Source organism: Gemmatimonadaceae bacterium (assembly GCA_040882285.1).
Lineage (GTDB): Bacteria > Gemmatimonadota > Gemmatimonadetes > Gemmatimonadales > Gemmatimonadaceae > JACDCY01.
This window is the reverse complement of record JBBEBQ010000025.1, coordinates 119,402-146,277: the sequence shown is the minus strand read 5'-3', so window position 1 is coordinate 146,277 and position 26,876 is coordinate 119,402. Positions and strand designations below refer to the sequence as shown.

Here is a 26,876-nt window from a genome sequence, read left to right as displayed (position 1 = left end):
GCGCTTTGTGCTGCGTACTGCGGCCTGCGCCCTAACTACATAAAGCGAACGGCATAGAATGCTGGTTGTGATGAAGCACGGCGCTACGAGCGCCGAGATAGACAGGGTCGTCGAGATCATCGAGGAGATGGGATACTCGGCGCGCCCGATGCCGGGCGCGCAGCGGACCGCGGTGGGAATCGTCGGCAACGACGGGCGGATCAATTCGTCGCGGCTGGAGGCGCTCGCGGGCGTCGCGCAGGTCATTCACGTCACCCAGCCGTACAAGCAGGTGTCGCGCGAGTGGCGGCCGGAGAACACCATCGTGACGATCGCGCCCGGCGTCTCGTTCGGCGGTGATACGGCGCCGGTCGTGGCGGGGCCGTGCTCGGTCGAAGGCGAGCGGCAGATCATCGCCGCGGCGCGCGCGGTGCGCGACGCCGGCGCGAGCGCGTTGCGCGGGGGCGCGTACAAGCCGCGCAGCTCGCCGTACTCGTTCCAGGGGCTCGGCAAGCAGGGTCTCGAGCTGCTCGCCGTGGCGAAGCGGGAGACCGGGCTGGCGATCGTGACGGAGGCGATGGACGACGAGGGCGCGCACCTGGTGGCCGAGGTCGCCGACTGCATTCAGATCGGCGCGCGGAACATGCAGAACTATTCCCTGCTCAAGACCGTGGGGCGGATCGGCAAGCCGGTGCTGCTCAAGCGCGGCATGGCGGCGACCATCCACGACCTGCTGCTGAGCGCGGAGTACATCCTGGCCGAAGGAAACACGCAGGTGATCCTGTGCGAGCGCGGCGTTCGCACCTTCGACACGGCGACGCGCAACATGCTCGATCTCACCGCCATACCGACCGTGCATCAACTGTCGCACCTGCCGATCGTGGCAGACCCGAGCCACGGCACCGGGCGGCGCGACATGGTCGGGCCCATGGCGCGGGCCGCGCTCGCCGCGGGCGCGGACGGCTTGTTGCTCGAGGTGCATCCGGAGCCCGAGCGGGCGCTCTCGGACGGAGCGCAGTCGCTGTATCCCGAGCAGTTCTCCGCGCTGATGGAAGAGCTGCGCGGAGTGGCGGCCGCCATCGGCCGCGAGATAACCCAGCCCGCCGGAACGGTACGCGTCTAGCAGGGTACCTCTCGTCATGCTCAAATCGATCGCTTTTTCCGTCGCCCTCGGTGCCGCCGCGGCCTCCGGCCTGCCAGCTCAATCGCTTGGCGATCTAGTGGATCGCGCGGCCGCGGAGCACGCCAAAATGCGCACCGCGAAGGTGCAATTCACCCAGGTCATCACCAACCCGCTGACCGGGAACCGGATCAACGCGCGCGGCCAGGTGCTGCGGAAGGCGCCGGATCTACTGGCGATCACCTTCACCGATCCAGCGGGCGACAAGATCATCGCCGACGGAAGCGCGGTGTGGGTGTACCTGCCGAGCACGACTCCCGGACAGGTGATGAAGATGAGGCCCGGTGGAAGCGAGGCCGAGCGGCTCGATCCCGCGTCGCAGCTGCTGCGGTCGCCGAGGTCGCGGTTCAATATCGCGGACGGCGGGACGGCGACGGTCGGCGGGCGGGCGACGATAGTGGTGCTGCTGACGCCGAAGGGCCGCGAGACTTTCACGAAGGCGAAGGTTTGGATAGATACGCGGAATTCGCTCGTGAGGAGATTCGAGGTGACGGAGCCGAGCGGGTTGGTGCGGAACGTGACGCTGACTTCGATTCAGGCGAATGTTGCGGTGCCGGCGTCGGCGTTCCGGTTCACGCCGCCGAGAGGGGTGAGGGTGATAGATCAGGGACAGCTCGGGCGACAGTAGGCAACCCCACGAGCGCGGCTCACTGGAATCCGGGCTGTGAGCTCGAAGCAGTCAGAAGTCAGCTGTCAGACAACTGCTTCTGAGACAGATCCCGTAACACTTTCTTGCGAAGACCGACCAGCATTCGCCGTACTTCGATCGCATCTTCTGCCAGCGATCTCCAGTTGCGGTCCGAGACGAGCCCAAAATCCCGCGCAAGCTGAAGTTGGTACTCCACCTCCCCTGTTGACTTGATACTGATGTCTAGCAAGATCTGTCCAAATCTCAGTTGTCTGACCGCTGAGAGCTGACTGCTCACGGCTCACGGCCCGGATTCTGCCAGCCCCCGGTTCGGAGCCTAAAGGCGGACGATGCCGGCTCCTACCTTGATACTGTCCTTCCCGGAACCAGCGCCCTCTCGATCTGAGCCAAAGCGACTGGATCCGTCCCCCTCTCCTTCGCCATCCTCAAAGCCGCCAAAGACAACCGCCGGTAAACTCCGAGCGCGCGATCATCCCCCGCCAGCGCCTCGAGATGCTTCCGCACCATCACTGCGTCCCCCCGGACCACCGGCCCCGTCAGCGCCTCCTCCGGCGACTTCCCCGCCGCATTCGCCAGTGCCCCTGTCATCAGCGAGTGCACCGCCGACTCCGCGCTCTTCGACCCGACCCCGATGCTCTCCATCAGCTCCGCCGCAATCGCCGCGAGCACGATCGGAAAGTTCGCCGAAAATACCGCGGCCGCGTGGTAGGTCGGCTTGCCGCCAGCGGGAATGTCGATCGTGCGCGCGCCCACGTGCCCGGCGAGCCGCCGCGACGTGGACCGCGCATCCGAGTGCCCGTCGATTCCCACCCACGCTCCGCGCAGCAGCTCGGGCGCGCGGTCGGGATCGAGAAATGGCACGAGCGGATGGAACGTCCCGCCGTACAGCCCGCGGTCGTCGATCACTTCGAAGCCGGCCGGCTCCGCCGTCCCGCTGGTATGCAGGATCACCGTCCCGCTCGTGAGCGCCTCCGACGAGCTGTACACCGCTCCACCGAGCACCTGGTCCAGCGCGGCCTCGATCTGATCGTCGCGCACCGCGAGGATCACGGTGTTCGCGCGCGCGATGTCCGCGGGCAGCGCTCCGTGCGACGTCGCGCCCGCCGCGGCGCGCTTGCCGTGCACGCCCACGATCTCGACGCCGGCGCTGCGAAAAGCGCGGGCGAGTCCCTGTCCGACCCGGCCCGCGCCGACGATGAATACCCGTTCGCTCATTCCCGCAGCGCTTGCTTCTCTGCGTCCGCGCCCATCGCCTCCACCCGCTGCACCAGGTCGCGCGCGTCGCGCGCGCCGTTGATCGCGCTCAGCGCGGCCATGATCACCGCGTCGTCCGCCGCGCGCCGGTGAAACTCGGCTTCGGGTCCGAGCACGTACCGCGCTATCTCGTAGCCGAGCACGCGGCTGACGTACTGCGCGGCGTCGTCGTAGATGACCTTCGGCACGTCGATGCCCCGCTGCCGCATCCGGTTCCACAGGTCATCGAGCATCGGCTGCGTGACCACGAAGCCCGGAGCGATTCCGTTGCCCGCGCGCTTCGCTCCCAGTGCGTAATCGGTGATGGCGTCCCTGAACCGGCGCACGTTCGGTCCGAGCTGGCGCAACAGCTCGGCCGCCTGCGGCGCTTCGGCGGTGTCGCCCGCCAGCGCATCGGGGACGATCCCGCCGCCGCCGAGGATCGTCCGCCCACCCATGCTTCTGAAGCGGGTGCGCTTCTTCTCGGACTCTTCGAGCAGCGGCGAGGCGCGCTCGGACGGTTGCGCGATCGTGCGGCCGAGCGGCGTGTACCACCTCGCGGTCGTCAGCTTGACGGCGCCGGTGTGCTCGGCGGCCATCGGAAAGACCGTCTGCGCGCTGCCCTTCCCGTACGTCGGCTGGCCGATGATCGCGGCGCGGTCGAGATCCTGCAGCGCACCCGCGACGATCTCCGACGCGCTCGCGCTGCGCCGATCCACGAGTACCACCAGCGGAAGCTGCGGCCACGACTGCGCCGCGCTGTCCACGAAGTCGCGGTTCGCGTCCGGCGTGCGCCCGCGGATCCGCACGATCGGATCGCCCTGGTCGAGGAAGAGATCGGCGACCTTGACGCCCTGGTGCAGTAACCCGCCCGGGTTCACGCGCAGATCGAGGATGAGCGTCTTCATCCCCGCGCCCATCAGCTCGCGGACCGCGCGCTCGACCTCGTCGGCAGTGGAATCGGTGAAGATCTTGAGATCTATGTAGCCGACGCCCGGCGCCACCATCGCGGAGCGGCGCACAGCGTTCTGGTGCACACGGCCGCGGGTGAAGCGGAGCATCAGCGGCTGCTCGAAGTTCACGCGGTCAACAACCACGGACACCGGGCTCCCTTCCGGCCCGCGCAGCGCGCGCGACGCCTCCTCGGACGTCCAGTTGAACGTGGACTTGCCGTTGATCTCCAGGATCCGGTCGCCGGTCTGCAAGCCCGCGCGCTCGGCGGGGCTCCCCGGCAGCGGAGCGATGACGATGATCCAGCCGTCGCGAATGTCCACCTGCATCCCGACGCCGACGTAGTTCCCGCTCGTGGACTCCGACAGCCGCAAGGCGCGCTCGCTCGAGAGGAAGCGCGAGTACGGATCGCCGAGCTCGTACAGCAGGCCGTCCACCGACATCCTGTAGAGCTGCTCCTCGCCGATGGAATCCACGTAGTCGCGCGCGATATGCGCCTTGACGTTGTCGTACAGGCGCGCGGCTTCGTACGCCGTGGGCGGGCCGCCGCGCGCGCCGCGATGCACGAGCGCGCCGCCGGCGACGATCGCGATCAGGAATACGACCGCGACGAGGCCGGTGCGATACGCCTGATCGCCGCGAAGCCGCCTAAGAAAGTCCACTGTGCTCCGGTTGCCGTAACATCCAGAATCTGTCGGGAAGATTGTCCGCCAGCGCGTCGGCGACGCGAGCGGCCACCTCCTCCGCGCTGCCGCGGGCGTCCACGCTCACGATCCGGCCGCACTCCGGGTGCTCCGCCGACCACTCGTCGGTCGCGAACGTCGCGAAAGCCCGGCCGATCCGCTCGTGAAATTCAGCGTCGAGCTGCTCCATCCGGTCACTACTCCCGCGACCGCTCGCGCGTTCCAATCCGCTCCGTACGGGATAGTCCAGGATGACCGTGAGATCGGGCACCAGACCGCCGGTCGCGAGCTTGTTGGCCCCGCGCACATCCTCTTCGGGCAATCCGCGTCCCGCGATCTGATACGCGTAAGTCGAGAGGAAGAACCGGTCGAGCACGACGATTTTCCCGGCCGCGACCGCCGGCGCAATCTCGCGCTCGCACAGCTCCGCGCGCGAAGCCATGAACAACAGCGCCTCTGTGGCCGGCGAAATCACGTTACCCGGGCGGAGCAGTATCTCACGGATCCGGTCGCCGACGGCGGTGCCCCCGGGCTCGCGGAACGAGACGGCTGCGATGCCGGCGTCCTGGAGGCGGCGCAGCAGCAAATCCACCTGCGTGGACTTACCGACTCCCTCCGCGCCTTCGAAGACGACGAGCGCGCCGGCGGACACCGATCAACCGAGCGTGATGATGGGACTGGCGGCGCCCTTCTTCATGCCGTCGAGAATCCAGCCGTTCACTTGCGCCATCAGCTTGTCGAAGTTCTCCTGGGCCACGATCGCGCTCTGATACACGGGATTCACCTGGATGCGGCCGAGTAGGTCGTCGAGCTGCTGCTCCATCTCGGGCGTGGGCTGCTCGCCGCGCTCCATCATCCGCTGCGCGTCGGTGCGGATCTTCTCCATCTCCTTGAGCAGCGCGACGGCGGTGGCGTCACCGTTGAGCGCCTCGCCGGAGCGCTTCACCAGCTTGTATTCCTCGGTCTGGCCGATCTGCCGGCCGAGATCTTTTGCTTTTTCCTCGAGCATCACGTCTCCAGAACGAAATTCGTCAGCTATCGCAGCCGCGCGACGAGCACACGGTCGCGGCCGGTGAGGTCGGAGTGAACGGCTATGTCCGTATAGCGGCCCTCCGCGTGGACCAGCGCTTCCGCGGCCCGCGCGCGCGTCGAATCGGTCTCCAGCACCAGCCATCCACCCTGCGCCAGCACCCGATGCGCTCCCTCAATGATAGTCGCGGTCGCGGCCATTCCGTCCTCCCCTGACAGCAGCGCTAGCGGCGGCTCCCAGCCGCGCACGTTGGCAGGAAGAGCGCGCATCTCCCCCGCGGCGATGTACGGCGGGTTGGAGATCAGGAGCCGCGCGCCTACCCCCAGCACGGGCGCCAAAAACGAGCCCAGCCTGAGCTCGACGGGCGTCCGCAGAGTCGGCCTCAATCGCGCGAGGTTGGCCGCGGCGGCCTCGATGGCGTCCGCCGAGACGTCGGTCGCTATCACGCGGTCGAACGACCCCTCCAGCGCCAGCGAAAGCGCGATCGCCCCGCTGCCCGTGCCGATATCGACGGCGATCCCGCCACCAGCACCGGCAAGACGCAACGCCCAATCCACGACGACCTCGGTCTCCGGCCGCGGAATCAGCACTCTCTCGTCGACCTGAAGCTCGAGATGCCGGAAATGCGCCGTTCCTTCAGCGTATTGAAGTGGCCGCTCGCTATTGGCTGTTGGCTGTTGGCTATTGGCTTGAAGCCCCTTGCTGCTAGCTGCTAGCTGCTGGCTGCCAGCCGTCATCCCAGTCTCTCCTCCACCTCGGCCTCCACCAGCGCTTCCACTAGCGGCTCGATCCCGCCGTTCAGCACGCGATCCAGCTCGTGCAGCGTGAAGTTGATCCGGTGGTCGGTCACGCGGTTCTGCGGGAAGTTGTACGTGCGGATCTTGGCCGAGCGGTCGCCGGTCCCAACCTGCGTCTTCCGCATCTTCGATCGCTCGGCTTCCTGCTCCGACACGCGCAGATCGAGCAGCCGCGCGCGCAGCACTTCCATCCCCTTGAGCTTGTTCTGGAGCTGCGACTTCTGGTCCTGCTGGCTGACGACGATACCCGTCGGGATGTGCGTGATGCGCACCGCGGAGTCCGTGGTGTTTACCGACTGCCCGCCCGGACCCGACGAGCGAAACACGTCTATCCGCAGGTCTTTCTCCTCGATCTTCACGTCCACTTCAGCGGCTTCGGGGAGTACGGCGACTGTTGCAGCCGACGTGTGGATTCGCCCCTGGCTCTCGGTCACGGGGACGCGCTGCACGCGGTGCACGCCGGACTCCCAGCGCATCACGCCGAACGCGCCGTTCCCGACGATCTTGAAGATCGCTTCCTTCACGCCGTCGTGCGTGCCCGCGGAGTGCGACAGCATCTCGATCTTCCATCCGCGCCCTTCGGCGAAGCGCGTGTACATGCGGAAGAGATCGCCGGCGAAGATCGCCGCCTCATCGCCGCCGGTGCCGGCGCGGATCTCGACGATCGCGGGGCGGTCGTCGAGCGGATCGGGCGGGATGAGCACGGGCTTGAGCTTGCGCTCGAGATCCTCGAGCTGTTCTTCGAGCTTGCGCACTTCCGCGCGCGCCTCGGCGGCCATCTCGGGGTCGTCAACGGAAACGAGCTCGCGCGCCTGCTCGAGCTCGTTCGTAAGCTTGTCGATTCGACCGCCCAGCTCGACTACGGCGCCGAGCCGCTGGTGTTCCCTGCCGAGTGAAGCGAACCGCTGCGGGTCCCTGGTCGTCTTTGGATCGGACAGCTCCCGTTCGACCTCGGCCGCGCGCTGTAGCGCTTCCGCGAGCCGATCGCGGAGACTCAGGCTTCCTTCTTCCGGTACTTCTGGCGGAAGCGCTCGACGCGGCCTGCGGTATCGATGAGCTTCTGCTTGCCGGTGAAGAACGGATGGCACTGCGCGCAGATGTCGGTGTGGATCTCCGCCTGCGTGGAGCGTGTCTCGAACGTATTCCCGCACGCGCACTTCACGTGAGCGGTGGCGTAAACGGGATGGATGTCGGCCTTCATGTGAACCTCTTCAGCGGAGGCCGCAGTCTTGGACGCGCGGCCAGCCCGGGACGGTGATGTTTCTGGGACAGCTTATAAATATAAGCCAAATCCTTGCCCCAAAACAAGTTGCCTGCCGTCCTCGCCGTTGTCTGACGACTTGACCGCGGCCGAGTGATGATCACAGTTTCAGCAGCACGCGCAGGATCTGCTCTACCCGCTCAACGCGCGGAGAGGTGAGGTCTCCGAGATAGGCGATAAGCCTTTCTTTGGAAATCGCGCGAACGTCCTCGACCTTGACGTAACTGTCGAGCGTCAGCCCGGCTTCGCCTTTCGGGACGAAAACATGGGAAGGAATTTTTTTGTTCCGGCTGGTGACTGGAATGACGATCACCATATCGGCTGGACCGTGATTGAACCGGTCTTCCGAGATTATCACCGCCGGGCGTGGCCCGTCCTGCTCCCGCCCTCGCGCCGGCCGAAGGTCCACTTGCCAAACCTCGCCGCGACTCGGGTCCCTGTGCGGCAGGGTGGCTTTGGCCACTAGTAGATCCCGTCGCCTACCGCCGAATCCCAGGTCCTCCGCTCGTCGAGCTCGTGCTGCCATTCCTTCGGGTTCGCCTTGAGACGAGCATAGGCAGCATTTATCTCATCGAGCATCCGCTGGCGCTCATAAGCATCCAGAGCTTCGTGGATGATCTCCTGGTGCTGCTTTCCGGTTTTTTCCGCCAACCCCTGTAAGAGCTGGTGGTCCGACTCACGAATCCGCGTAGTGGGCATCCTGTCTCCCTGTTACGAAACAGTCTACCAATTGGTAGACCATCTTGTCAACAGAAGGGGGCCCTGAATCGCTAGTCAGGCATCAACAGCTGTGAAGCCTCTTTACGGCGCCACCACCCCCGGCGTCCGCGTAGTCCTTTGGAAGTCGTTCGCGCTCGTGCGCGTGGATTGCAGCACGTGACGGCCATCAGGCAAGGTCCTGAGAACCCGTCGGCTGAAGGAGACTAGGTGCGCGTCCGGTTCCTCAACCATGAAGAACCCGTACTTGCGATCCATCGAAGCGTGCACCAGCTCCGGACAAACCGTCCTCGGAGGCTGCTGCAGCGAATACCACGTCGAAAGGGTCGAGAACACGTCGAGCATACGTTCACGAGGCAGACGCACATGCTCGGTAGCGTTGGGCGGAATGTTGGTTCTTACGAAAGAAGCAGGGTCGGTCGGCAACGCAACTGCAGCAACCCAACCCTGTTGTGCCCTAATCCTTCAACTTTCTCGTGAGATACGTATACTCGAGCGCGACCCGCTTCGCCGACTCCCGCAGGTTCGCCGCCGCCGAGTGCCCACCGTCGGTGTTCTCGTAGAACAGCACCGGATATCCAAGCTCTTCCAGCCGCGCGACTGCCTTTCGCGCATGCCCGGGATGCACCCGATCGTCCTTGGTCGAGGTATGTATGAACGGCTCGGGGTACCGCTGTCCCGCGCGCAGCGCCTGGTACGGCGAGTACCCCTCGATCCACGCGCGTTGCTCCGGGATGTCCGGGTTGCCGTATTCCGCAATCCACGACGCGCCCGCGAGCAGCTTGTGGTAGCGCAGCATGTCGAACAGCGGAACTTGGATGACCACTGCGTTGAACAGCTCGGGGTGCTGCGTCATCGCGACGCCCACGAACAGTCCGCCCTGCGACCCGCCCATGATGCCCAGCCTGCGCGGCGACGTGATACGGCGCGCGATCAGGTCCTGCGCGACCGCGGCGAAATCCTCGTGCGCCCGCTGCCGGTTGACACCGATCGCAGCCTGGTGCCACGCGGGACCGAACTCGCCGCCGCCGCGGGTGTTGGCCCTCACGTACACGCCGCCGTCCTCCAGCCACAGCTTCCCGACCGTTCCCGAATACCCCGGCAACAGGCTCGACTGGAATCCCCCGTAACCGTACAGGAGAGTCGGGTTGTTGCCGTCGAGCGCCATGTCCTTCGGGTGCGAAACGAAGTACGGGATCCTGGTCCCGTCCGCCGACGTCGCCTCGTACTGCGTGACGGTGTGCCGCGAAGCATCGAACCGCGGCGTGATCGCCTTCACCTTCTCCACGCGCCCGGTGGCCGCGTCCGCGAGCCAGAGACTGTTCGGCTCCAGATAATTGGAAGTGCTGAAGAAGATCTCGTCCGTGAGGCTGGACGAGGATCCGATCCCTACCGACGCGTTCTCCGGCAGCGCCAGCCGCCGGCGCGTCCAGCCGTCCGGACCGCGATCGTACACGTACGCCGCGCCCTTCACGTTCTCGTACAGCGCGACGATGAGCTTGTTGCGCGTGCTCGACACGCCCTCAATGGATTCGCGCGGGCCGGGGCGAAGGATCAGGTGCGGCTTCGCGTTCGCCGGATCGGCCTTCAGCTCCGCGAGATCGTACGCGAACAGGTCGCCGAGCTTCATTCCGTTCCAATCCACGTCGGTCGTCATGACGAGCTGGCCGTCCACCAGCGCGTTGATGCCGCCCTTGGCCGGGAACGGCAGCTTCACCGGCGGACCCGAGTCCCGCAGCAGCCACTGCTCCCGCTCCCAGAACGTGAGCCCGCGACTCGCCAGCAGCGCCTGCACGCGGCCGTCCGAATCGCGCAGCGCGTACGCGCTGGCGGACACGTCGTCGGCAGTACCGCGGAACACTTCCGGCGCGTCTTCGATCCGTTGCCCGCGGCTGAGCCGCCGCACGATGAACGGATAGCCCGACTTGGTGAGCGTGCCGGGCCCGAGGTCGCGCGAAATAAAGATCGCGTTCGCGTCTATCCAGGACGCGCCGCCCTTGGACTCGGGCAGCACGAACCCGCCGGCCACGAACGACTTGGTCTGCGTGTCGAACTCACGAATCTCGACCGCGTCCTTGCCGCCGTTCGACAGCGAGATGAGACAGAACCTGTGCTCCGGCGGGAGACAGTTCGCGCCGCGATACACCCAGTTGGCGCTCTCGCTTGCCGACAGCGCGTCCACGTCGAGCACTGTCTCCCACTCGGGATTCTCCGAGCGATAAGATTCCAGCGTCGTCCGCCGCAAAATCCCGCGCACGTGACTGGAGTCCTGCCAGAAGTTGTAGATCGTACGGCCGCGGAATCCAGGCGACGCGATCCGGTCGGTCGCTTCGAGGATTCGCAGCGCGTCGTCGTAGAACCGCTGATACCTCGAATCACCCTGGAGCACCGCCAGCGAGCGCGCGCTGCGCTCCCTGACCCATGCAAGCGCCCGCTCGCCCTCCACCTCCTCCAACCAGAGATGCGGATCCTCGGTGTGTACGACAACCTCGGCCCGAGCGACACCGACCTGCGCTTCGGCGAGCTGCACCGACGCACCGAGAAGAAGAATCGCGAGTAACCCGCAACGTGAATTCAGCCGCATATGCCCAACCTCGTTTGAGTCCGTAATGCAACGCGGTCTGGCGCCGGCACACGCGCCAACGCCAGACCGTTTACCGATAACCAATCAGTTAACCACAACCAACACCTACCACCGTTCACCCATCCCTGTTGTTTGGTGACCGAAAACCAGAAACCCAGGTCAGCTTCTCGCGAGCCGCCTGACCTCAGCCGCCATCGCCCGCACCCGGGCCGCATCGCTCGATCTCCGCGTGTCACGATCCAGCGCCGACGCCAGCCGGTTGAGCGCACTGCGCCGCGCGCCCGCGCTCATCCCTTCCGCCCGGCTCAGGTCCGCCGCCACCGCCGCTGCCCGCGCGCTCGCCAGCCCGTTGTTCCGCCCGAGCTGATCCAGATACGACCGCACCACCGCAAAGCTCGCCGGCCACTGGATCTTCTCCTGCAGCTGCGGATTGAACCGGCGCACCCGCACCGACTTCGCCGCATCTATCTCGTTCTGCGACAGGAACTCGCTCGGCTTGAGCGCGAAGATGTCGAGCCCGCGGCCGATCTCCGAGCCCACGATCATGCCGTTGTACCAGTACGCGGACCAGAAGCCCGCCAACGCCAGCGTTTCGCGATCGATCGGCCCGCGATCGAAGAACGCGATCTCGAACGGACGCGCGGGATCGGTGAAGTCGAACACCGAGATTCCACCCTGATACCACGCCTGCACCATGATGTCGCGGCCCGGCACGGGAATGAGCGAGCCGTTGTGGGCGACGCAATTTTCCTGCGCGGTCTGCGGGGCGGGCAGCTTGTAGTAACCGGCGAGGCTGAGCCTGCCGCCGATCAGATTGAACAGCGCGTTGGCGCCCCACTCCTTCCGGTCAGCCGCCTGGCAGCGCGGCGCTCCACCACCGCCCCACTCGTCCGTGAAGATCACCTTGCGACCGTCGTTGCTGAACGTGGCCGAGTGCCAGTAGGCGAAGTTCGGATCGACCACTTCGTGCGTCCGCCTGGGATTGGCCGGATCGCGGATGTCGAGGATGATGCCGTTACCCGAGCACGCGCCGGCGGCGAGACCGATCGCCGGATACACCGTGATGTCGTGGCACATGTTCGTCTGCTCCGTGGCCTGCGTTCCCTCGCCATGCCTGCCGCCGGGCCACAGGCCCGCGATCCGGCCGGTCGCCGGGTCCGCGAAGATGCGCGGCATGTTCACGATCCGCGCCTCCTGCGGCGCGTTCAATGGCACGCGAATGATCTCGATCCGGAACAGCGCCGTGGCCGTGTCGTCCGGGGAGCGGACGCAGCCGGCCAGCTCCGATGCCGGACGCACGCCGCCGGTGCCCTGCACGTACACGTAGACGACGCCGGCGTCTTTCGGATCCGGCACGAGGGTGTGCGTGTGCGAGCCGCGGCACGTCTGCACCGTCGCCACCTGCTTCGGCTCGGCCAGGTTCGTGATGTCGAAGATGCGCACCCCGCGGAACCGCTCGTTGCTCACCGTGTCGCGCACGCCCTGCGTGCCGCAGTCGAGCCGGCCGCGCGTCTCTTCCACCGAGACGAACATCAGGTTGTTGTACACGGAGACGTCAGCCTGCCCGCCCGGGCAAACAATACCGGCCGCCAGCGTCGGCGTGGCTGGATTCGAGATGTCCCAGATCTGAATGCCGCTGTAGTTCCCCAGGAACACGCGATTGCCGTCGAAGGCCAGATCGGTGTTGGCGAAGCCGAAGTCGTTCGGGTTCGACGGGTTGAAGAAGCGCGCCGGACGAGTCGTGAAGGAGACGCGCTCGAGGTTGCGAATCGCCTCGTCCGCGGGGACCCAGTGGCCGCCGGCGAGGCCGACGCGCGGGTCGGCCGCCTGGGCAGCGGCATCGCCCGCGACGGCGAATACGGAAGCCGCGAGCAGCAGCGCCCGCAGTGCGAGAGAGATGGATCGCGCGAATATCGGGGACATCGTGGAGCTCATGTCGGATCTCGTTTTGGAGTGATCGGAATGGTCCTTAAAGCTGAGCAACGGTACCGCCTGCGGCTACCGGGGCGGACGTGGTCCCATCGCGCGCAACATGGACTGCATCCGGGCTATCTCGGCCCGCTGATCGGCGTCTATGTCGGAGACCAGGGCGAACAGCTCGGAGTCCTGCGCCGCTCCCTGACTCCCGAGCAGCTCGGACACCATGGCCAGAGCGCCCTCGTGATGCTTGATCATCAGCTCCAGAAACAGGCGCTCGAACTCGCTACCGGTCGCGGCGCGAAGGCGCGCCATCTCGGCATCCGTGAGCATCCCCGGCATCGCCATGGGCATCATGTGATCGCCCGGCGGCGGCGGCGGCGGCAGCGGCTTCCCCCGCCGCTCCAGCCAGCGCCGCATGAGCGCGATCTCGTCCTTCTGCGAGACGTCGATTCGCTCGGCGAGCAATCCCAGCCCCGGGCTCGCGTTCCTGCCCGGCACGAGACTCGTCATCTCCAGCGCCTGCGCGTGATGCATCGTCATGTGGTGCATGAAGCGCGTGTCCGGGTCCATCTGGTGCATCATGGCGGTGTCCATCACCATCCCCGGCGTATGCTGATGCTCGGGGGCTGCGGTAACGGCTGCGGGAGACTGCGCCACGTCGGCCTGCGTCGTTGCCTGGCAGGCCGCGGCGAGAATGAAGCAAGCAGGCGCCATGGCGCGCGTTACGCGAATTATCCGGCGATTCATGGTCATTGATTCCTCGTTCTTACCCTGCGTGACGGCGCATGTTCACGTCTGCGCCTTTACCGCCGCGACGAAAGCGTCCACCGCCGGCGGTCCTGACCCTACTCCCTCGTCGTGCTTGAAGTACACGTACGCGTCGGTCCACGGCTGGCCGGCGACGCATTTCACCCACTCCGCCAGAGCCGCCGCGCCATAGTCGAACCGGTGCAGCCGCAAGTACCCCCACGACGCGGTGGGCACTATGGGACACTTGAACTCTTCCTGCTCGGCAACGCACATGGCGACGTCACGCGCGCGCAGCGCGTCGTACACGTCCTCCTCGAACCAGCTGTCGTGGCGGAACTCGATCACGAACTTCCTCTCCGCGGGAAGCAGATCGAGGAAACCGCGCAGCCGGTCGAAGTCCTTCTTCATGTTCGGCGGCAGCTGAAAGAGGATGGGGCCGAGATGGTCCTCCAGCACCGCCGTGTTCTTCAGGAGGAAGCCGAGCAGGTCCGCCGCGAATTCGGGCTTGAGCCGCGCGTGGTGCGTGATCCGCTGGCTGGCCTTGATCGCGAAGGTGAAGCCGTCCGGCACCTGCGCCGCCCAGTCCAGCAGCACGTTCTCGCGCGGCATCCGGTAAAACGTGTTGTTGATCTCTACGGTCGGAAACCTGGTCGCGTAGAACGCGAGCATTCCGTCCGGCTTGATGTCGGCCGGGTAGAACGAGCCCTTCCACTCCTTGAACGAGTAGCCGCTGGTTCCGGCGATGATCTTCACAAGAGGAATCTGACACCCTCAATAGCGCCGCGCGACCGTCACGTGATACACGGGCTGGAGCCGCTCGAGGGTGACCATGATCTTCCCCTCCCCCTGCATTTCCAGCAGGACGTTGCCGAGGATCGCCATCAGCTCCCGCGACCGGCGCGCGGCGACCGTTTCGGCCAGCGTCCCAGCCACCCAGACGAGGTGCGGCTCGAGCCAGAGCGCTTCCGGGAGCGAAGGTGTGACAAGGGGCTCGGCCGGGGGCGCGAACGCGCTGTAGGCCACGTCGAAAGTTGTCCCGTACTGGTGCGTGCTCTCGCCCGCGGCCGCGTTCACGTTGCCGGCCCGCAGCACCGCCTGATCCTCCGCGCTGCGCAGTGCCGAGGTCACCTCGAGCCGGTACGCGGGCAGTCCCCTCCGCGCGAGCGCTTGCTGAAAGCGCTGCGCGATCTCGCGCAGCGCGGCCGCCCCATCGGGCGTGAGATAGGGAGACGAGTGGTCGAGCTTCCGCACCATCCAGTGGTCCGTGCTGTCCGCGAGTCGAGCCATGCGCCCGTCGGCGACCATGCGCTCAACCGCCTGACGCGGTGTGTTCGCGGGAATGCCGAGCCGCCTGGCCGCGACGAGCTGCGCGTCGTTGTCGAAGCGGCGGAGGGCCGACTCCTGCTGCGGCCGGAGCAGCGGCAGTGGTTGGAAGATCGCGTCGATCGAATCCGCCCTCGCCTGGATCCGCGTGAGCTCCCTCGTGAACGCGCTCTCCGCCGCATTGCCCTCGCGTTGCGCCGCGGCGCGCTCTTCGGGGCCGCCCTCTACCGGGGCCGCGTCGCCTTCCCGTCCGCTGCAAGCAGCGAACAGGAAGGCAACGACGAGCCATCTACTCCCCGACTGCAAACCCTTCCGGGTCACAGCCGAGCTGCCCTAGATGTCCCAGGGCCTGAGTGCCACCACCATTCGATCACTGCGCAGGTCACGATCGACGTCCACGATCTCCGCTACCGGATAGCGACCTGAGTTGACCAGCAGCACCCGCGGCCCGGCCGGGTCCACGCGCCAGGTCCCCACCAGCGGATCCACCAGGCCCAGCGTGATGGCGTGCAGCGCCAGGCGATCGACCGTGCGCTGGCCAAGCACCGCCTCGAGCGCCGCGCGGGTCAGCGTCGCCGACGTCGGCTCGCGCGCGAACACGACGTCGTTCACGTCGAGGTTCCGTCCCCAGCGGACGTTGTTGATGCTGTTGTCCACGCCGATGCCGAAGCCCTTGTCGATGCACCACTGGCGGCCCCAGTTCGGGTGACCTTCGCCCGACCTGCAGAAGCTAGGCGAGCCTTCGCCGATGCGGTCGTCGATCGGCTTGACTTTCCACCCGCCGAGGTTGCGCGCCCGGTCGTCGTCCAGCGCGACGAGGACGTCGCCGTTCCGGTTGCGCACGAGCATGTTTCGGCCCGAAGACGCGATGACGAATGCGTTATCGCTGACGTTGCGCGCGAACGCGTGCGCCAGCGCGCCGGCCGCGACTCTCTCCGCCCAGCGATCGCTCGCTATGCGGCGACGCAGATCGGGCCGGATGTCGCTGGTGGTCCACGTTCTCTTGAAGCGCGCGTTACTGCTCGCCCGCTCGATTGCTCTCGGGCTCGGATTCGGCGCGGCGTCGCTGCGTCCGCGATTCCCCTGCGCTTCATTGCGCGGCTGCTGCGGCCTGGCCTTGTCGGCGCCGCGCGCGGTCGCCGGCTGCTCGGCACGTCCCTGATTTCCTTTGGCCTTGTCGGCGGCCTGTCCCTGCCCCCGTCCCTGCGCGTCGGCGACCGTGACGATCGCGCACAGCGCGAGCGGCAGCATCGAGAATCGAATCAGCTTTTGGTGATACATCGTCAGCTCCCAGATGAGGGGCGGCAGCCCCGTTATTGGGGAGCTAACTGAGCAAGGAACCGGCCATCCCGACCCCGGAAACCCGGCCGTCAGACGGAACTTTTCAGGTGCCGGCCGCTCTCCGCCGCTCGGCCCGCGTCCGGGCCAATCCAAGCGCCAGAACCGCGATCACGACGGCCGCGCTCAACCAGCTGAGCCAATCCCCGAGCCGGCTGTAGAGCGTCGTAACCCCGGCACGCTCGACCGTGTGCGTCCAGGCCCCTTCCACCTGGAGCGGCGTGGCTCCGTGCACCCGGCCCAGTGGATCGATATAGGCCGAGATGCCGGTGTTGGCCGAGCGGGCGATGGGGAGCCGGTTCTCGATCGCGCGGATCGGGAGATGCGCGAAGTGCTGGTACGGCGCCGTGCTGCGCCCGAACCACGCGTCGTTCGTCACGTTGACCAGCAGCGAGACGCCGTCCGTGAGGTACTTGCGCGAGAGCTGCGGGAAGATGGACTCGTAGCAGATGAGCACGCCGACGGTCCCGAACGGCAGCGTGAAGGGGACGGGGTCCACGCCGCGGCCGAACGAGCCAAAATAGTTGAAGCGCGCGAACCAGGCCGGATTCACGAACGGTACGCGCTCCACGATCGGCACGAGAAACGCTTTTCGATACGGCGGTTGGCGGGAGAGATTTCCCAGCCCGTCGGTCAGCGCCGCCGCGTTGTAATACTCGAAGCCGTGCGGCCCCGGCATCGTCGAGTCCAGAAAGCCGAACAGAATCGGCACGCCACTGGTACCAACCGTCGCGCGCAGCGAATCGGCCCAGTGCGGGTTGCGCCAGAGAAAGTCCGGCACCGCGGTCTCCGGCCAGACGACGAGGTCGGTGCGCGTGCGGGCCAGCTCCTCGCGCGTGATGCGCCCTGCGATCCCCAGGTACTTGTCCTTGTCTTCCGCGCGGAGCTTGTCCTCCTCCGGGATGTTGGGCTGAACGACGGTTACGCGCGCGAGCGGTGTCAGCTCGATGGTGCGCATTCGCCAGACGCCGTAGCCGATAACCGCCAGCGCGAGCACGAGCGCGATCGCGGCGCGCTGCGCGATCGGACGCACGCGCTCCGCGGCCGGCAGGGTACGCGCCGCGTGCCAGGCGTCCACGATCAAGCCGTTCGTCGCCGCGATCCAGAAGCTGAGGCCGCGCACCCCACTCAGGTCCGCCGCCTGCGCGAGCACCGGCCACCCGGACAGCGAGAGCCCGAGCGGCAGCCACGGGAACGAGAGGTCGCTCAGATAGTTGAGCACGAGCTCGAACGAGACCCAGGTCAGCGGGAGCAGCAGCGCCATCGGCCAGCCGGTGTGCCGGCGCGCGGTGAACAGCACCGCGACCGTGAGCGCGCCGAACGGCGCCAGCCAGACGAGGGCCGCCGCGTATCCCAGGAACGCGAGATTGGTGAACAGCGACAGCGCGACGGCGATCCAGTAGATGTTGCAGCCGTAGCCGAGCAGCGTGAACCAGAGCCCGGCGCGCGCCGCCTCCCGGCCGGTGCCGTCGCGGTCGGCCAGCCGGGCGACGTGCACGCCCAACGGAACGAGACAAACGAACGCGGGGAGCAGCAGCTCGAACGGCGGGAACGCGATCGCGAATAGCCCCGCGGAAACGGCGACTGCGATCGCTTCGCTCCGCGTGGGAACCCAGGCGCGCAGCTTCACAGCCGAATCAATGGTGGCGGCGGGGCGCGGCGGAGCCGAGGGTCAAAATCTGATCTCCGCTCCCTCGCCGGCTGAGCGGTAGATCGCCTCGATGATCCTGTGGAGCTTGAGCTGATCGGTGGGCGGTTCGTACTCGGCCGCGCCGGTCAACAGCGCGACGAAATGCGCCAGCTCCGCGCGGTATGACTGGAGAAACACGCTCTCACGGGCGGCCGCGCCCGTCGGCGACACGTCGGTCGGCTTGCCGTTCAGGTCCTTCACGACGCGCAGCGGCGCGAGGCGCGCGCTGCCGCGGTTGCCGAGGACCTCGAACCACCAGCGCTCGTCCTGGCCGATGTAGCACCAGTTGATGTCGAACGTGAAGTCGACCTTCGCCGCGCACTCGAGATGCACGAGCATTGAATCCTCGACGCCGCCAGGCGAGGACTGCCGGTCCGAGTACGCGGTTACCCGCACGGGCTCGGGGAATCCAGCCAGCCACATGGCGAGGTCGAGCAGCGGGAAGCCGTGCTCGAAGAACGCGCCCCCGCCCGCCTCCGCGCGCCGGAAGCGCCACCCTTCGCGCGACGTGCGGAACCGGTATTCACCGGCGCGCATGCCGGTCACGCGCCCCAGCTCGCCGCCGTACAGGAAGCGGCTCAGCTGCTGCACGTCGTTGCGGAACCGGTGGTTGTTGCCGACGACCACCTTCCGGCCCGTTCGCTCCGCCGCCTCGAGGATTCGCTCGACCCCGAGCGCGTTCATCGCCAGCGGGCGCTCGCACAGCACGTCCACCTTCGCCCTGAGCGCGCTCAAAACGTGCGGCTCGTGCAGGTGGTTGGGAGTCGCGATGATCACAGCGTCCAGCTCGTCCAGCTCGAGCATGTCCTGGAGATCGGTGAACACGTGCGGCACGTCGAACCGCTCGGCGAGCGCGCCCGCCTTCGGGCCGTCGTTGTCGCACAGCGCCACGAGCTGGCCGCCGCGCAGCTTCGACAGCGCGGGCAGGTGCGCAAGCTGCGCTATGGCGCCCGCGCCAACGAGACCGAGGCGAATGGGTTGAGTCATGCGGGGAGCTTTTGGCTCTTGGCTGTTGGCTCTTGGCTAACAGCCCCCTTGGTTCCCGCCGCTCCGCAGTGGCCAATAGCCAACAGCCAATAGCCAATAGCCATCAGTACAATGCCTCCAGTCTCGTCCCCGGATAATAAGTCTGCAGAATGCTCTCCCAGCTCTGGCCGGCGCGCGCACGGCCGATGGCGCCCCACTGGCACATGCCTACGCCGTGGCCGTTGCCCCGCCCCGTGAAGGTCACGCGGATGAGATCGCCGTTCGCGGCCCGAACCGACTGAGCGGAAAAATAGGTACTGGGCAGAATCTCGCCATCCGCCGGTCGAACGACAAAGCGCGCGCTGTTGCCCCGCAGGTAGTGCGAGCCGCGGTCGGTGCGGATCCGCAGCGCCTCGAGGCGGCCCGACCGCGTGCGCCCGGCTTCGTCTATCGCTATCGCGCGGCCGGGACCGCCGCGCAGCCCCGCGATGTACTCGCGCAGGTACTTCTCCAGCGAAGCGTTCACCTGCGCGGCCTCGATGGTGCGCGTCCACTCCTTGCGCGGATAGATGTCGCAGTAATGGCTGTCGCTTCCGGGGATCCTGTCGCTCACCGCCCGCAGGTACGGGCGATCCCCACCCGGGAATAGCTCTCCCCCGGCCGCCGTGCTTCCGCCGCAGCTGGCGAAGTACGGAGCATCGACGGGCTGGCGACCGTAGTGCAGGACGAGCCCGCGCGTGTACGCGATCGCGCTGTCGGTCAGCGCCGTCTCCGCGTCCGCGCCGCCGTACACCTGGTTGGTGACCGTGCCGACGAGATCAAAGGGACGCGCGGCGGAGGTCCGGATGCGCGTGTGCGCATAGCTGCGCGCTACGACGGCCTGCGCTTTGATCGCCGCCAGCTCGGACCGCGCGCGGCGCCCGATCTCCAGGGGCACAACGCCGCGTAGATAGCTCTCCAACCCCAGCCGGTTGACAACCAGCAGCGCCGTTCCCGCGGGCGCGATGACGATCTCGCCCCGGTAGCGCCTGCGATTGAGCAGCAGGAACGCGGTGGGATCCACGGGACGGAGGACTACGCCACCGCTGCGCGCCGGCATGGAGAAGCCGCTCTGCGATGCGCCGCGCACGCGGCCGCCGGCGGGCTCGAAGCGCCAGCTGTCCCGCGCCGAGGGACGATACAGGAGGGTTCGCCCGTCCGCCGCATACACGCGCCATGCGCCCGTCGCGCCGATCGTCGCGGTGGGCGCGGACAGAGACAGCGCGACTCGAATCGGGGGACCATCTTGCTCCGCCTGCGCGCGCCGGTCCGGATCCGGCAGCGCCGTCGCCCCGCAGGCGACGAGCGCGGCCAGCGCGCCGATCGCGGCGCGCGCTCTAGCCACGCGCCTCGCGCATCGCTTCGTGCAGCCGCTGGATCGTCCAGCTCACGTCGGCTTCGGTGTGCGCGGCCGACATGAACGCCGCCTCGAACGCGGACGGCGCGAGATAGACCCCGCGCGCGAGCGCCGCGTGGAAGAATCGGGCGTACATCGCCGTATCGCACCGCTTGGCATCGTCGAAGTCGTACACCGGACCCGGCGAAAAGAAGAAGCCCCACATGGATCCGGCCTGGCTCGACGTGAAGCTCACGCCAAGCCGGGTCGCGCTTTGCCGGAGCCCGTCGAGCAGCATCGTGGTGCGCGCCTCGATCTGCCGGTGCACTTCGGGCGTCAGCGCGCGCAGGGTCGCGAGGCCGGCGGCCATCGCGAGCGGATTGCCCGACAGCGTGCCCGCCTGGTAGACCGGGCCGGCCGGCGCGACGCGCTCCATGATGTCGCGCCGCCCGCCGTACGCCGCGACCGGAAGCCCGCCGCCGATCACTTTCCCGAGCGCGGTGAGATCGGGGCGAACGTCGTACAACGCGGCCGCTCCGCCCGGAGCGACGCGGAACCCCGTCATCACCTCGTCGAATACGAGCAGCGCGCCGGTCTCGTCCGCTATTTCCCGAAGCGCCTGGAGAAAACCCGGCTTCGGCAGGATCATTCCCGCATTGCCCACTACGGGCTCGACTATGATCGCCGCGATCGGCTCCACGGAGTCGCGCGCGAGCGCGCGGACGGCGTCGGCGTCGTTGAACGGCGCGACGAGGGTCAGCGCGGCGAGCCGCTCCGGGACGCCCGGCGAGTTCGGCAGTCCGAGCGTCGCGACGCCGGAGCCCGCCCGCACGAGAAACGAGTCCGCGTGGCCGTGGTAGCAGCCGTCGAACTTGACGAACGCGCTTCGCCCGGTGTATGCGCGAGCGAGCCGCACCGCCGACATCATCGCTTCCGTTCCGCTCGACACGAACCGCAGCATCTCGACGTGCGGCATTCGCGCGGTCACCAGCTCGCCCAGCTCGACCTCCAGCTCGGTCGGCGCGCCGAAGCTCGTTCCGCGGCTCGCCGCCCCGGCGATCGCCGCGACGACGTTCGGGTGCGCGTGCCCGAGCACCAGCGGCCCCCACGACAGCACGTAATCCACGTACTCGTTGCCGTCCACGTCTGTGATGCGCGCGCCCTTCCCGCTCGCCATCACCACCGGCGTGCCGCCGACGCCGCCGAACGCCCGCACGGGCGAGTTGACGCCGCCGGGGAAGATCGCGCGGCCGCGGTCCATCAGCGCGGTCGAGCGGTCGCTACCGGCCAAAGCTGTGCGCTCCTGCCGGAGCGAGCGGGAGCGAACGGCTCGGCTGCACGGTGCGAGCCGGGGCGGAAGTGTCGGGCAGCTCCCGAACAGCCGTAGCGAGATAATCGAAATCGTCGCGCACCTCGGTGATCGCGACCTCCACGAACGATCCAGCGCGCTGCACCGAATCGATCCAGGTCACTCCGTCGATGTCGTCGGCCTGCCATTGCAGCCGCGCACGCGACGTGCCGGTCGCGTGATCCGGCAGATCCACCAGCGCGACGGCGCGTCTCCCGACCCGATCCTCGTTCTGCTCCGCGCTGATCGCGCGCTGCAGCTCCGTGAGGCGCTCTAGCCGCTCGCGCTTCAACGCCTCCGGTACGTCGTCGGGCAGCTCGGCGGCGCGCGTGCCTTCCTGCGCGGAGTACGTGAACGCGCCGACTCTGTTGAAGCGGACGTCCTCCAGGAAATCCAGCAGGTGCTCGAAGTCCGCGTCCGTCTCGCCGGGAAATCCGACGATGCACGTCGTGCGGATGGCCACGTCCGGGATGGCGTCGCGGAAGCGCGCGACCTTTTCGCGGATCGTCCGGTCCCGCTCCGGCCGGCGCATGCGGGCGAGCACGGCGTCGGACGCGTGCTGTATCGGCGTGTCGAGATAGCGCACGATGCGCGGCTCGCGCGCGATCACGTCCAGCAAGGGCGGCGTGATCCCCGCGGAGTACAGGTACAACATTCTGATCCAGGGAATCGTGGTCTCGCGCGCGAGCGCTTCCAGCAGAAGAGCGAGATTGGCCCCGTCGCGGAGGTCACGGCCGTAGTGCGCCAGGTCCTGCGCCACGAGGTTGATCTCGCGCGCGCCGGCCAGCTCCAGCAGCTGCGCTTCGCGCACGACTTCATCCAGGGGAAACGAGCGATGCCGTCCGCGCATCAGCGGGATGGCGCAGAACGCGCAGCCGTGGTCGCACCCTTCGCTCACCTTGAGGTAGCGCACGTGCGGCAGGTCGCCCATGTACTGCCGCACTCCGGGATGCGCCAGCATCTCGCCGCCGAGCACGCCGCGCGCAACCAGCTCCGGAACCAGCCGGTCGGAGTCGGAAGTGCCGAGGAAGAGATCGACCTCGGGCAGCTCCGACTCCAGCTCCGCGCGGTGCCGCTCGATCATGCAGCCGATCGCCACGAGCGCGCGGCACGCGCCGCCGGTCTTGTATCGCGCGGCGTCCACGATCGCGTCGATCGACTCGGCCTTGGCCGCGTCGATGAAGCCGCACGTATTGACAACGATGAGCTCGGCTTCGTCCAGGCTATCCGCCTGCACCGCGCCGTAGGCTCCGAGTCTCGCCAGATACCGCTCGCTGTCCACCGTGTTCTTGTCGCACCCGAGGGTGACGACGCCGACTTTCATCTGTAATTCCCGAACTTCAGCTCCACCCCGAAGTCTTTCTGCCGGAGCATCGCCATCGCCGCCTGCAGATCGTCGCGCGACGGGGACGTGACACGGACCGTGTCGCCCTGGATGCTGGCCTGCACTTTCTTGAGCTTCGCCTCCTTCACCGCGGCCGCGACCTTCTTGGCGGTGTCGCCGTCGAGCGCGGTCTTGAGCTTGACGTCACGCGTGACCGTGTCCCCGCCGGCGGTCCTGTTCTCACCGAGATCGAGGTTCTTGACCGAGATCCCGCGGCGGATGAGCCGCGTCTGCAGCACGTCCACCAGCGCCGTCATCTTGAAGTCGTCGTCGGCGACGAGCGTGATGAGAGCGTCGGTTTTCTTGAAGTCGATCGACGCCTTGGAGTCCTTGAAGTCGTACCGCTGCGCGATTTCCTTCTGCGCCTGGTTGACGGCGTTGTCCACTTCCTGAAGGTCGACGCCGGTGGTGACGTCAAAAGAGTTTTGTTGGGCCATAGTCATCAAAGTTATTCAGATGTCCGGCTCCTGGAATATTCCAAGGGGAATCCCGTCAGCCTTCACTCGGGAGATCCAGCGCAGTTGTAAGCCAGACACTCGCACCGACCAATAGTCCAGCCATAAGGTACGCCACGCCGGCGCCAAGCCGGTCCATCGCCAACCCCACCGCTATCGGAAACGCGACCCGCGACACTCCGCCGAAGCTCGCCTGCACGCCGAGGTACAGGCCGCGCTCCCGCCTGCGGATCGCGCGCGTGAGCAGCGACGTCACGCACGGAAACGTGAACGCGGTCCCGAGCGGCATCAGCGTGAGCGACACGAACAGCACCGGATACGTGAACGTCACCCATAGCAGCGCCAGTCCCGTCGCCAGGAGCGCGAGGCCGAGCCTGCACAGGCGGATTTCGCCGAGACGCTCCACCATCGGCCCGAGGATTGTCGAGCGGATGACGAGCCCCATTCCGCCCAGGTACATGAACAAGTACCCGATGGTCGTCTCGGTCACCGCGAGCCGGTCGGCGAGCAGCAGAGGGAGCACCGGCACCGTTCCGTAGAACGCGCCGATCGCGATCGCGTAGATCCAGATGAGCCGCGACGCGGGCTCGAGCGGACTGCGGAGGACGCGCGTGATCGCGCCGCCGCTGGTTGCCGGGTGCGTTGCCGGGTGTGTGTCGGAATCGGTCAGCGACTCGCGCGCTTCGCCGAGGTACTTCCAGGCGAAGATCGCGACCGCCACGCACAGTCCCGCGGCGGCGAGCCCGGGCGCGCTGCGACCGTAGAAGCGCACGAGCAACGAGCCGAGCGCGGGCCCGACTACCGCGCCGAGGCTGGTGGCGGCCGATAGCCAGCCCAAAGCCTTCGCGCGATCGTGCGGCTCGCTCGCGTCGGCGACGTAGGCCTGCACGACGCCGATCGTCCCGCCGCCGAAACCCTGCACGAGCCGCGACAGCAGCAGCAACAGGAGCGATCCCGCGTACGCGAAGATGACGTACGCGACCGCGGAGACGAGCAGCCCGGTGAGAATCGCGGGCCGCCGGCCGCGGATGTCCGACAACCTGCCCCAGAACGGCGCGCTCAGCAGCTGCGCGATGGAGAATGCGGAGACCAGCAGGCCCACCATCAGCGCGTCCGCGCCGAATTCCGTGGCGTAGAACGGGAGGAGGGGGAGGACCATCACCAGGCCGACCATGTCCACAAAAGCTGTGAACATGAGCACGACTAGCTTCCGCATCGTTACGGTGGGTCCAGGAATTTGGATGGGGAATCCAGGCCGTGAGCTTTGAGCATTCAGCTCTTAGCCGTCAGCAACTGCGATTCGGACGTGCAGCGGATTTTGCCGGCCAAATCCATGGAACGTCCGATATGTCGGTTACTGACCGCTGACGGCCAACGGCTCAGAGCTAACTGCCTGGATTCCGCCGGGCCGCTCTCGGAGCCGGTCACGCGGCCTAGCCTAGAAACGACTCCAGCGCCCGCTTCCTCGAAGCATGCCGCAGCCGCGACAGCGCCTTCTCCTTGATCTGCCTTACCCGCTCACGAGTGATCCCGAGCACCGCCCCTATCTCCTCCAGTGTCATCGGCTCGGACTCCCCCAAGCCAAAGTACAGCCGGAGGATCTTCGCCTCGCGCTCCTTGAGCTGCGACAGCGACTCCTGCACCGCGTCGGTCAGCGCCTTCTCCAGCGTTTGCTCGTCGGGTGTGGGGTTGAGCGTGTCGGGAAGGTAGTCGAGCAGCTTGTTGTCCTCGCCCGGCGTCATCGGCGCGTCGAGCGAGAGGTGCGTCTGCGAGATCGACATCGTCTTGGCGACTTCCTCCTCGGTGATGTCCATCCCTTCGGCGATCTCCTCGTGCGTCGGCTCGCGGCCGAGCTCCTGCAGCAGGGAGCTGGCACGCTTGCCGATGCGGTGCAGCGTGCCGGCGCGGTTCAGCGGGACGCGCACGATGCGCGACTGCTCGGCCAGTGCCTGCAGGATCGCCTGGCGGATCCACCACACCGCGTACGAGATGAACTTGATCCCCTTCGTCTCGTCGAACTTGTGCGCCGCGCGGATGAGGCCGAGGTTGCCTTCGTTGATCAGGTCGGGGAGCGACACGCCCTGGTTCTGGTACTTCTTCGCGACCGAGACGACGAAGCGGAGGTTCGAGCGCACGAGCGTGTCGAGGGCCTCCTGATCGGTCTTGCGGATCCGCTTGGCGAGCTCCACCTCCTGCTCGCGCGTGATGAGCGGATACACGCTGATGTCGCGGAGGTACTGGTCCAGCGACCCTTCGTCGGACGAGGGCTTGCGGTGCGGCCGCATCGCGCTCATGCGGTGTGGCGGTGAGTGGCCGGCGTGCGGACTGGAGTCGGCATCGCCACGCCCCTCAGTGTACGCGTGAGCCTACCCGTGCCCAGCGCACGCGGGAGCCGTTCTGCTCGCGCGCCGGACTTTCCGAGTCGTAGCTGTAATACACGAACACCGGCTGGCCGCGCACCAGCGTGTCCGGGACGAATCCCCAGTAGCGGCTGTCCTGCGAGTTGTCGCGATTGTCGCCGAGCACGAAGTAGTTCTTCGACTTGACGACGAGCGGACCCCAGTCGTCGCGCGTCGCCGCGTAGTCGCGCGAGGCTCCGCCCACCAGATGCGCGAGCTGCCACTCGAACTCGTGCCGCGCCGCGCGGACGCGGCGGTGCGTGTGCACCGCGTACGGCTCGTGCACGTACGACCCGTTGCGGTACAGCCGCCCGTCCCGCATCGCGAGGGTGTCGCCGGGCGTGCCGACGACGCGCTTGACGAAGCTCTGCCGCGGGTCCTGCGGCGCCTGGAAGATGATCACGTCGCCGCGCTCGGGCTCGCGGAAGCCGGGGATCCGCGCGTTGACGAACGGCAGCTCCGCGCCGTAGACGAGCTTGTTCACGATGAGGAAGTCGCCCGCGAACAGCGTCCCCTCCATGCTCCCGCTGGCGATCTTGTACGCCTCCACCAGGGTGGAGCGCAGCACGAGGAACAGCGCCATCGCGATGACGACCGACTTCAGCCACTCGCGGAAGAACCGGGCGCGCGGGCGCGAAGAGCGGTGATTCAGACTGCGGAGCGCGTCGTTCCGGCGGCGGTCGTCGATTACTGGTTGCATCTCGCTTGAATTAATCGGAACTGGGAAATAGAAGCAAGCGCTGGGAGCTGTTGGCTATTGGCTATTGGCTATTGGCTATTGGCTATTGGCTACTGATAACTACTAACTACCCCATGGACTTGCAGTTCCCGTTCTCCGCAACAGGCTAAGAGCCAACAGCCAAT

At 67.1% G+C, this 26,876-nt stretch carries 26 protein-coding genes; 2 read left to right on the top strand and 24 right to left on the bottom strand.

Annotation, left to right across the window (positions count from 1 at the left end; translation table 11 throughout):
• Positions 1–70 precede the first annotated feature (70 nt).
• Together aroF and WEA80_12665 are read left to right on the top strand one after the other, a co-directional pair.
• Complete coding sequence (gene aroF / locus WEA80_12670; protein MEX1187436.1) at positions 71–1,102, top strand: 3-deoxy-7-phosphoheptulonate synthase; 1,032 nt, start codon at positions 71–73, stop codon at positions 1,100–1,102.
• A gap of 16 nt (positions 1,103–1,118) precedes the next feature.
• Positions 1,119–1,787 (top strand): outer membrane lipoprotein carrier protein LolA, encoded by a 669-nt coding sequence (locus WEA80_12665; protein MEX1187435.1) that lies wholly within the window; start codon positions 1,119–1,121, stop codon positions 1,785–1,787.
• A 360-nt stretch (positions 1,788–2,147) separates the two neighbouring features.
• Here the strand turns inward: WEA80_12665 and WEA80_12660 are convergent, their stop codons facing one another.
• The 24 genes from WEA80_12660 to lepB form a co-directional block, all read right to left on the bottom strand.
• Positions 2,148–3,023, bottom strand: coding sequence for a Rossmann-like and DUF2520 domain-containing protein (locus WEA80_12660; protein MEX1187434.1), 876 nt, complete (start codon positions 3,021–3,023; stop codon positions 2,148–2,150).
• On the bottom strand, positions 3,020–4,654 hold the full coding sequence (locus WEA80_12655) for a S41 family peptidase (GenBank protein MEX1187433.1): 1,635 nt from the start codon (positions 4,652–4,654) through the stop codon (positions 3,020–3,022). The genes WEA80_12660 and WEA80_12655 overlap by 4 nt, the downstream gene beginning before the upstream one ends.
• A complete protein-coding gene (gene tmk / locus WEA80_12650; protein MEX1187432.1) occupies positions 4,641–5,327 on the bottom strand; it encodes a dTMP kinase in 687 nt (228 codons plus the stop codon). Before tmk ends, WEA80_12655 begins: the two co-directional genes overlap by 14 nt.
• Before the next feature lie 3 nt (positions 5,328–5,330).
• Positions 5,331–5,684 (bottom strand): YlbF family regulator, encoded by a 354-nt coding sequence (locus WEA80_12645; GenBank protein MEX1187431.1) that lies wholly within the window; start codon positions 5,682–5,684, stop codon positions 5,331–5,333.
• A 26-nt stretch (positions 5,685–5,710) separates the two neighbouring features.
• A complete protein-coding gene (locus tag WEA80_12640) occupies positions 5,711–6,442 on the bottom strand; it encodes a HemK/PrmC family methyltransferase (GenBank protein MEX1187430.1) in 732 nt (243 codons plus the stop codon).
• Positions 6,439–7,590: a peptide chain release factor 1 gene (prfA, locus tag WEA80_12635; GenBank protein ID MEX1187429.1), complete on the bottom strand. Its 1,152-nt coding sequence runs from the start codon at positions 7,588–7,590 to the stop codon at positions 6,439–6,441. Before prfA ends, WEA80_12640 begins: the two co-directional genes overlap by 4 nt.
• Positions 7,497–7,703 carry a 50S ribosomal protein L31 gene (gene rpmE, locus WEA80_12630; GenBank protein ID MEX1187428.1) on the bottom strand — a complete coding sequence of 69 codons (207 nt, stop codon included), beginning with the start codon at positions 7,701–7,703 and terminating at the stop codon, positions 7,497–7,499. The genes prfA and rpmE overlap by 94 nt, the downstream gene beginning before the upstream one ends.
• Before the next feature lie 160 nt (positions 7,704–7,863).
• Positions 7,864–8,226 (bottom strand): type II toxin-antitoxin system PemK/MazF family toxin, encoded by a 363-nt coding sequence (locus WEA80_12625; GenBank protein ID MEX1187427.1) that lies wholly within the window; start codon positions 8,224–8,226, stop codon positions 7,864–7,866.
• A complete protein-coding gene (locus WEA80_12620; protein ID MEX1187426.1) occupies positions 8,226–8,462 on the bottom strand; it encodes a hypothetical protein in 237 nt (78 codons plus the stop codon). The genes WEA80_12625 and WEA80_12620 overlap by 1 nt, the downstream gene beginning before the upstream one ends.
• A 475-nt stretch (positions 8,463–8,937) precedes the next feature.
• On the bottom strand, positions 8,938–11,064 hold the full coding sequence (locus tag WEA80_12615; protein ID MEX1187425.1) for a prolyl oligopeptidase family serine peptidase: 2,127 nt from the start codon (positions 11,062–11,064) through the stop codon (positions 8,938–8,940).
• Positions 11,065–11,223: 159 nt separating this feature from the next.
• Positions 11,224–12,999 carry a hypothetical protein gene (locus tag WEA80_12610; GenBank protein ID MEX1187424.1) on the bottom strand — a complete coding sequence of 592 codons (1,776 nt, stop codon included), beginning with the start codon at positions 12,997–12,999 and terminating at the stop codon, positions 11,224–11,226.
• A 63-nt stretch (positions 13,000–13,062) separates the two neighbouring features.
• Positions 13,063–13,731 carry a DUF305 domain-containing protein gene (locus tag WEA80_12605; GenBank protein ID MEX1187423.1) on the bottom strand — a complete coding sequence of 223 codons (669 nt, stop codon included), beginning with the start codon at positions 13,729–13,731 and terminating at the stop codon, positions 13,063–13,065.
• A gap of 42 nt (positions 13,732–13,773) precedes the next feature.
• On the bottom strand, positions 13,774–14,487 hold the full coding sequence (locus WEA80_12600; GenBank protein MEX1187422.1) for a DUF72 domain-containing protein: 714 nt from the start codon (positions 14,485–14,487) through the stop codon (positions 13,774–13,776).
• An 18-nt stretch (positions 14,488–14,505) separates the two neighbouring features.
• Entirely contained in the window at positions 14,506–15,378 is an 873-nt protein-coding gene (locus WEA80_12595; GenBank protein MEX1187421.1) for a DUF5715 family protein, read from the bottom strand.
• 12 nt (positions 15,379–15,390) lie between these two features.
• The gene (locus WEA80_12590) at positions 15,391–16,338 is read right to left on the bottom strand and encodes a hypothetical protein (protein MEX1187420.1); all 948 of its coding nucleotides are present in this window, start codon (positions 16,336–16,338) and stop codon (positions 15,391–15,393) included.
• A gap of 103 nt (positions 16,339–16,441) precedes the next feature.
• Positions 16,442–18,025 (bottom strand): apolipoprotein N-acyltransferase, encoded by a 1,584-nt coding sequence (gene lnt / locus WEA80_12585; protein ID MEX1187419.1) that lies wholly within the window; start codon positions 18,023–18,025, stop codon positions 16,442–16,444.
• 42 nt (positions 18,026–18,067) lie between these two features.
• Positions 18,068–19,072 (bottom strand): Gfo/Idh/MocA family oxidoreductase, encoded by a 1,005-nt coding sequence (locus WEA80_12580; GenBank protein ID MEX1187418.1) that lies wholly within the window; start codon positions 19,070–19,072, stop codon positions 18,068–18,070.
• 103 nt (positions 19,073–19,175) lie between these two features.
• Entirely contained in the window at positions 19,176–20,435 is a 1,260-nt protein-coding gene (locus tag WEA80_12575) for a SpoIID/LytB domain-containing protein (GenBank protein MEX1187417.1), read from the bottom strand.
• A complete protein-coding gene (hemL, locus tag WEA80_12570) occupies positions 20,428–21,717 on the bottom strand; it encodes a glutamate-1-semialdehyde 2,1-aminomutase (GenBank protein MEX1187416.1) in 1,290 nt (429 codons plus the stop codon). The genes WEA80_12575 and hemL overlap by 8 nt, the downstream gene beginning before the upstream one ends.
• Positions 21,707–23,098 (bottom strand): 30S ribosomal protein S12 methylthiotransferase RimO, encoded by a 1,392-nt coding sequence (gene rimO / locus WEA80_12565; GenBank protein ID MEX1187415.1) that lies wholly within the window; start codon positions 23,096–23,098, stop codon positions 21,707–21,709. Before rimO ends, hemL begins: the two co-directional genes overlap by 11 nt.
• On the bottom strand, positions 23,095–23,595 hold the full coding sequence (locus tag WEA80_12560; protein ID MEX1187414.1) for a YajQ family cyclic di-GMP-binding protein: 501 nt from the start codon (positions 23,593–23,595) through the stop codon (positions 23,095–23,097). The genes rimO and WEA80_12560 overlap by 4 nt, the downstream gene beginning before the upstream one ends.
• 55 nt (positions 23,596–23,650) lie before the next feature.
• The gene (locus WEA80_12555) at positions 23,651–24,829 is read right to left on the bottom strand and encodes an MFS transporter (protein ID MEX1187413.1); all 1,179 of its coding nucleotides are present in this window, start codon (positions 24,827–24,829) and stop codon (positions 23,651–23,653) included.
• A 217-nt stretch (positions 24,830–25,046) separates the two neighbouring features.
• Positions 25,047–25,907: a sigma-70 family RNA polymerase sigma factor gene (locus WEA80_12550; protein ID MEX1187412.1), complete on the bottom strand. Its 861-nt coding sequence runs from the start codon at positions 25,905–25,907 to the stop codon at positions 25,047–25,049.
• Positions 25,908–25,962: 55 nt separating this feature from the next.
• Entirely contained in the window at positions 25,963–26,712 is a 750-nt protein-coding gene (gene lepB / locus WEA80_12545; protein ID MEX1187411.1) for a signal peptidase I, read from the bottom strand.
• Positions 26,713–26,876 lie beyond the last annotated feature (164 nt).

Coding starts and splice junctions, on each gene's coding strand:
- rpmE (MEX1187428.1), bottom strand. CDS start 7,703: ATGAAGGCCGACATCCATCCCGTTTACGCCACCGCTCACGTGAAGTGC.
- WEA80_12645 (MEX1187431.1), bottom strand. CDS start 5,684: ATGCTCGAGGAAAAAGCAAAAGATCTCGGCCGGCAGATCGGCCAGACC.
- rimO (MEX1187415.1), bottom strand. CDS start 23,098: ATGAAAGTCGGCGTCGTCACCCTCGGGTGCGACAAGAACACGGTGGAC.
- WEA80_12590 (MEX1187420.1), bottom strand. CDS start 16,338: ATGTATCACCAAAAGCTGATTCGATTCTCGATGCTGCCGCTCGCGCTG.
- WEA80_12610 (MEX1187424.1), bottom strand. CDS start 12,999: ATGAGCTCCACGATGTCCCCGATATTCGCGCGATCCATCTCTCTCGCA.
- WEA80_12665 (MEX1187435.1), top strand. CDS start 1,119: ATGCTCAAATCGATCGCTTTTTCCGTCGCCCTCGGTGCCGCCGCGGCC.
- WEA80_12640 (MEX1187430.1), bottom strand. CDS start 6,442: ATGACGGCTGGCAGCCAGCAGCTAGCAGCTAGCAGCAAGGGGCTTCAA.
- WEA80_12555 (MEX1187413.1), bottom strand. CDS start 24,829: ATGCGGAAGCTAGTCGTGCTCATGTTCACAGCTTTTGTGGACATGGTC.
- WEA80_12550 (MEX1187412.1), bottom strand. CDS start 25,907: ATGAGCGCGATGCGGCCGCACCGCAAGCCCTCGTCCGACGAAGGGTCG.
- WEA80_12615 (MEX1187425.1), bottom strand. CDS start 11,064: ATGCGGCTGAATTCACGTTGCGGGTTACTCGCGATTCTTCTTCTCGGT.
- WEA80_12660 (MEX1187434.1), bottom strand. CDS start 3,023: ATGAGCGAACGGGTATTCATCGTCGGCGCGGGCCGGGTCGGACAGGGA.
- lepB (MEX1187411.1), bottom strand. CDS start 26,712: ATGCAACCAGTAATCGACGACCGCCGCCGGAACGACGCGCTCCGCAGT.
- WEA80_12605 (MEX1187423.1), bottom strand. CDS start 13,731: ATGAATCGCCGGATAATTCGCGTAACGCGCGCCATGGCGCCTGCTTGC.
- WEA80_12620 (MEX1187426.1), bottom strand. CDS start 8,462: ATGCCCACTACGCGGATTCGTGAGTCGGACCACCAGCTCTTACAGGGG.
- WEA80_12560 (MEX1187414.1), bottom strand. CDS start 23,595: ATGGCCCAACAAAACTCTTTTGACGTCACCACCGGCGTCGACCTTCAG.
- aroF (MEX1187436.1), top strand. CDS start 71: ATGAAGCACGGCGCTACGAGCGCCGAGATAGACAGGGTCGTCGAGATC.
- WEA80_12580 (MEX1187418.1), bottom strand. CDS start 19,072: ATGACTCAACCCATTCGCCTCGGTCTCGTTGGCGCGGGCGCCATAGCG.